Genomic DNA, 5,457 nt, shown 5'->3' on the forward strand with positions numbered 1-5,457 from the left:
AACGCCGTCACAAAAGCCACCGGCACCGACGCCGCCTCAACAAACGACCACCCCTCCGGAACCCCCACCACCACCCGCTCATCCACCACGACGGACGAGCCGAACCAGTCGCCGCCCAGCCCCATCACCCTGTCGCCGACGGCCACGCCGGTCACGCCGGGGCCGATCTCGGTGACCACGCCTGAGCCTTCGCTGCCCATCCGCGCGCCCTCCGCGTCGGGGTAGGTGCCCAGCGAGATCAGCACGTCGCGGAAGTTGACGCCGGCCGCTCGGACGTCGACGCGTACATCGCGCTCGCCGAGCGGCCGGGCCGCCGCCGTCTCCGGGACCGGGGTGATCCCGTCGAGTGCGGCTCCGGGAGTGGTCCGCAACCGCCAAGGTATTTCGGGCAGTTCGGGGGTGTCCGGTACCGCGGTGAGTCGCGGGACGAGGGCCTCGCCCCGCCGGAGCGCCAGTTGCGGTTCCCCGGTGCCGAGGGCCGAGGGCAGGGCGGCGAGTGAGCCCGGGTCGTGGTCGAGGTCGGCCAGGACGAACCGGCCGGGGTGTTCCGACTGCGCGGAACGCACCAGGCCCCAGACCGGCGTGGCCGCGAGACCCGGCACACCCTCGCCCGGCCCCGCCGCCACGGCTCCCCGCGTGAGCAGCACCAGCTTGGCGCCGGTGGCGGCGAACGCCTCGTCGGCCAGCCAGGACTGCACGAGGGCCAGCGCGTGCCCGGCGGCGGCCAGCGCCTCCTGCGCCGTGTCCCCTTCTTCGCCGGCCGGGAGCGCCGGGCCCTGGTCCACGCTCACCAGCACGTACGCCGGTGCCGGGCACCGGCCGTCGGCCAACTGCTCGGCCAGGCCGGTCAGATCGTCATGGCGTGACGTACCGGCATCGAGCCCGGCACCGGGGTTCTCCGGGCCGACGAACGCGAGGACCGGTGCGGCGGCCGCGGGCTCCGTACCGGCGGCCGGCACCGGTACGGGGGTCCAGTGCACACGGTGCAGGGTGCCCGCGCCCTGGCCGGCCGTCGTGCCGGCGTCCTGGAGCGGGCGGGTCACCAGGGTGTCGGCGGAGGCCACCGGCCGGCCCGCCTCGTCCGCCAGCAGCACCGACATCCCACCGCCGGTGACCGGCGTGAGCCGCACCCGCAGGCGCGACGCTCCGGTGGCGTACAGCGAGACACCGGTCCACAGGAACGGCAGCTCGACGGAGGTGAGGTCGTCCGCGCGGGCCGGCCAGGCGTGCAGGGCCGCGTCCAGCAGTGCCGGGTGCAGGCCGAATCCGTCGGCGGCCTCACGTGCCTCGTCGGGCAGGGTGACCTCGGCGTAGATCTCGTCGCCCCGGCTCCAGACGGTGTCGAGGCCGCGGAAGACCGGGCCGTAGGACAGTCCGGCGGCGGCGAGCCGCTCGTACAGCCCACTCGTGTCGACCTGCCGGGCACCGTCGGCGGGGGGCCAGTTGTCGAGGCCGGCGGGTTCGTGCCGGTCGGGGGCGGCCGTGAGGGTGGCGCGGGCGTGCCGCGCCCAGACACCCTCGGTGTCGCACACGTACACGCCCACGGCACGGCGGCCGTCGCCGTCCTCGGGGCCGCCCACCATCACCTGGACGCGCAGAGCGTCGCGGTACGCGGGGAGCACGATCGGCGTTTCGATGCTCAGTTCTTCGAGCCGGTCGCAACCGACGGTGTCCGCCGCGCGCAGCACGGTCTCGACGAGGGCGCTGCCCGGGAGGACCGTCCGGCCCCCCACCGTGTGGTCGGCCAGCCACGGGTGGGTGCGCAGTGACCAGCGGCCGGTGAACAGGTGGCCGTCGCAGTCGGGCAGGGGCACGCCCGCGTCGAGCAGCGGGTGTTCGACGGGTTCCATGCCGGTCGCGGCGGCGTCCACGACGGCGGACGTGGCGGAGTCGAGCCAGTGCCGGCGGCGCTGGAAGGCGTAGGTGGGCAGGTCGACGGGGACGGCTCCGGTCGCGTCGAACACGCGGGACCAGTCAACCCGCGTTCCGGCGGCGTGGGCCTCGGCGAGGGACCTGAGCAGCCGGGGTTCGCCGCCGTCGCCGCGCCGCAGCGTCTCGACCACCGACGCGTCGCTGCCGTGGTCCTCTGCGGTCTGCTGCACTCCGGGGGTGAGCACCGGGTGCGGGCTGACTTCGACGAAGTGGCGGAAGCCCGCGTCGAGCAGGCCTCGCACGGTGTCCTCGAAGCGGACCTGGGAGCGGAGGTTGCGGTACCAGTAGGCGGCGTCCAGCGTGGTCGTGTCGGCCTTCTCGGCGGTCACGGTGGAGTGGAACGGCACGTCGCAGGGGCGCGGGGACAGGCCGGACGCCGCCTTCTCGACCTCGGCGCGGATCTCCTCCATGTGGACCGAGTGGGAGGCGTAGTCGACCGGGATGCGGCGGGTGCGCACGCCCTCGGCCTCGTAGGCGGCCAGGAGCGCGTCCAGCGCGGCGGCGTCGCCGGAGACCACGACGTGCGAGGGGCCGTTGACCGCGGCGACGGCCAGGGCGCCGCGGTGGGACTCGACGACACGGCGCACGTCGTCCGCGGGTGCCGTGACGGCGGCCATGCCACCGCGCCCGGCGACTGCGGTCAGCGCCCGGCTGCGCAGCGCCACCACCCGCGCCCCGTCCTCGAGAGTCAGCGCGCCCGCGACCACCGCGGCGGCGATCTCGCCCTGCGAGTGACCCACGATCGCGGCCGGCCGGACGCCGTAGGACTGCCACACCTCGGCCAGCGACACCATGACCGCCCACAGCGCGGGTTGGACGACCTCCACCCGCTCCAGCGCCTCCTCGTCCCGCAGCGCATCCAGCAGGGGGACGTCCAGATAGGGTGCGAGCGCCGCCGTGCACTCGTCCATGCGGCGCGCGAAGACCGGGGAGGTGTCGAGCAGTTCCACCGCCATACCGGTCCACTGCGACCCCTGGCCCGGGAACACGAAGACGGGGCCGATCGAGTCGCGGACCGTGCCGGAGACGAGTGCGACGGGCTCCGCGCCGGACGCGTACTGCCGCAGCACGTCCGCGCCCTCGGCCCGGTCCCGGGTGAGGAGTACGGCCCGGTGGTCGAAGGCGGTCCGCGCGGTGGCGAGGGTGAGGCCGATGTCGGCGGGCGTCCGGTCGGGATGCGCCTCGGTGTCGGCGGCGAGCCGTGCGCACTGGTCACGCAGGGCGGCGGCGGACTTGGCCGACAGGACCCAGGGCACCAGCGGGAGCGTCCGGGCGGTACGGGTCTCTTCGGCCGTCGGTGCCTCAGCCGTCCGGGGCTCTTCGGAGGTCGGTGCCTCTTCGAGGATGACGTGGGCGTTGGTGCCGCTGACGCCGAACGACGAGACCCCGGCGCGGCGCGGCCGCTCGCCCCGGGGCCAGGGGACGGCCCGGGTGAGCAGGCGCAGAGCACCGGCGGACCAGTCGACGTGCGGGGACGGCTCGTCGGCGTGCAGGGTGCGCGGCAGCTCCTGGTGCCGCAGGCCTAGTACGGTCTTGATGATGCCCGCGACGCCGGCGGCGGCCTGCGTGTGCCCGATGTTCGACTTCACCGACCCCAGCCACAGCGGCCGTTCGGGATCACGCCCCTGCCCGTACGTGGCCAGCAGCCCCCCGGCCTCGATCGGATCACCCAGCTTCGTACCCGTACCGTGCGCCTCCACCACGTCCACGTCCGACCCCTCCAGCCCGGCGTCCGCCAACGCCGCCCGGATGACCTGTTGCTGCGCGGGGCCGTTCGGAGCGGAGAGTCCGCTGCTGGCGCCGTCCTGGTTGACCGCAGTGCCGCGGACGACGGCGAGGACGCGGTGGCCGTTGCGGCGGGCGTCGGAGAGCCGTTCGAGGCAGAGCACGCCGGCGCCCTCCGCCGGGCCGAAGCCGTCGGCGGCGGCGGAGAACGGCTTGCACCGGCCGTCGGGGGCCAGGCCCCGCTGCCGGCTGAATCCCATGAAGGTCCCGAGGGTGGGCATGACGGTGACACCGCCGGTGAGGGCGAGGCCGCACTCGCCCTGGCGGAGCGAGCGCACGGCCAGGTGCAGGGCGACGAGGGACGACGAGCAGGCGGTGTCGACCGTGACGGCGGGGCCCCGCAGTCCGAGCGTGTACGCGATGCGGCCGGAGACGACGCTGGTGGTGGTGCCGGTCATCAGGTGTCCCTCGATGCCGTCGGCGGCGTCCAGGGGCGGCCCGTAGTCGAGGGCGACTGCGCCGACGAACACTCCGGCGGCACGGCCCTTGAGGGAGGCGGGGTCGATGCCTGCCCGTTCCACGGCCTCCCAGGACGCTTCGAGGAGAAGGCGCTGCTGGGGGTCCATCGCGTCGGCCTCGCGTGGGGAGATGCCGAAGAACTCCGCGTCGAAGTCGCCCGCGTCGTGCAGGAAGCCGCCTTCGCGGACGTAAGTGCGTCCGGGTGCCTCCGGGTCGGGGTCGTAGCGGGCGTCGAGGTCCCAGCCACGGTCGTCGGGGAACGGGGTGATGGCATCGCTGCCCTCGCGGACGAGGTGCCAGAGGTCCTCGGGGGTGGCGACGCCGCCGGGGAAGCGGCAGGCCATGCCGACGACCGCGATCGGTTCGTGGGCCGCGGCCTCGATCTCGCGCAGCCGTCCCCGGGTGTCGTGCAGGTCGGCGGTCACCCGGCGCAGGTAGCCGAGGAGCTTGTCATCTTCCGGCATCAGGGCCTCACATGGTCTTGCCGCGGTGTCAGAGGTCGGACGGCGCACGCCTGGCCGCAGGGCGCCGGGGACTACGTCGTGGCGGTCAGTCGGAACCGAATTCCCGGTCGATGAAGTCGAAGAGTTCGTCGGCGTCCGCCGACTGCAGGTGCCCGGACACGTCGGACGCGTCGGCCCCGGGGGCGGCCGCCGGTGCGGCAGCACCGCGCGCCCCCCGTCGCGGGTCGGCGTCGGCATCGCCGGGTGCGCCTGCGGCGTCGTTCGCCGCCAGCGCCTGCGCGAGGTGCCGGGCGAGGCGGGCGGCGTCGGGATGGTCGAAGACCAAAGTGGCGGGCAGGGGCAGGCCGGTGTCGGTCTTGAGTCGGTTGCGCAGTTCGACCGCGGTGAGCGAGTCGATGCCGAGGTCCAGGAACCCCCGTTCGGCGGGGATCGCGGTGGCCGAGTCGTACCCCAGCACGGTCGCCGTGTGTTCCCGAACGGTGCGCAGCACCAATTGCCGCCGTTCGTCGTCGCCGAGTCCCTCGAGTCGCGCCGGCAGGGAGGGGCCGTCCGGCTGCCCGCCGTCCCCGGCGGTGGCGACGGTGCGGCGCCGGAGAGGCACGGAGGTGGGCCGGTGGTCTTGGGGCTTGTGGTCGCGCAGCATGGGCTGGACGGCGCCGTGGGCTCCGCCCTCGGCCAGGGCCCGGGGGTCGAAACGCGCGGCCACGACCAGGCTGTCCGTCGACCGTTCGGCGGTGTCGAGGAGTCGCAGTCCGTCCTGCGTCGACATCGGCAGCACACCCATACGACGCATCCGCGCCAGATCCGACCGCTCCAG

2 protein-coding genes are annotated in these 5,457 nt (G+C 74.6%); both read right to left on the bottom strand.

What is annotated here, in order from left to right; translation table 11 throughout:
- Positions 1–4,640: beta-ketoacyl synthase N-terminal-like domain-containing protein (locus tag AB0P07_RS36625; RefSeq protein WP_365558724.1), on the bottom strand; the 4,640-nt coding region annotated here is incomplete at its 3' end.
- A gap of 85 nt (positions 4,641–4,725) precedes the next feature.
- On the bottom strand, positions 4,726–5,457 hold a 732-nt coding region (locus AB0P07_RS36630), incomplete at its 5' end, for a phosphopantetheine-binding protein (RefSeq protein ID WP_365558725.1).

It is taken from the genome of Streptomyces sp. NPDC085944, from assembly GCF_040686295.1.
In the GTDB taxonomy this organism is placed as follows: Bacteria; Actinomycetota; Actinomycetes; order Streptomycetales; family Streptomycetaceae; genus Streptomyces; species Streptomyces salinarius.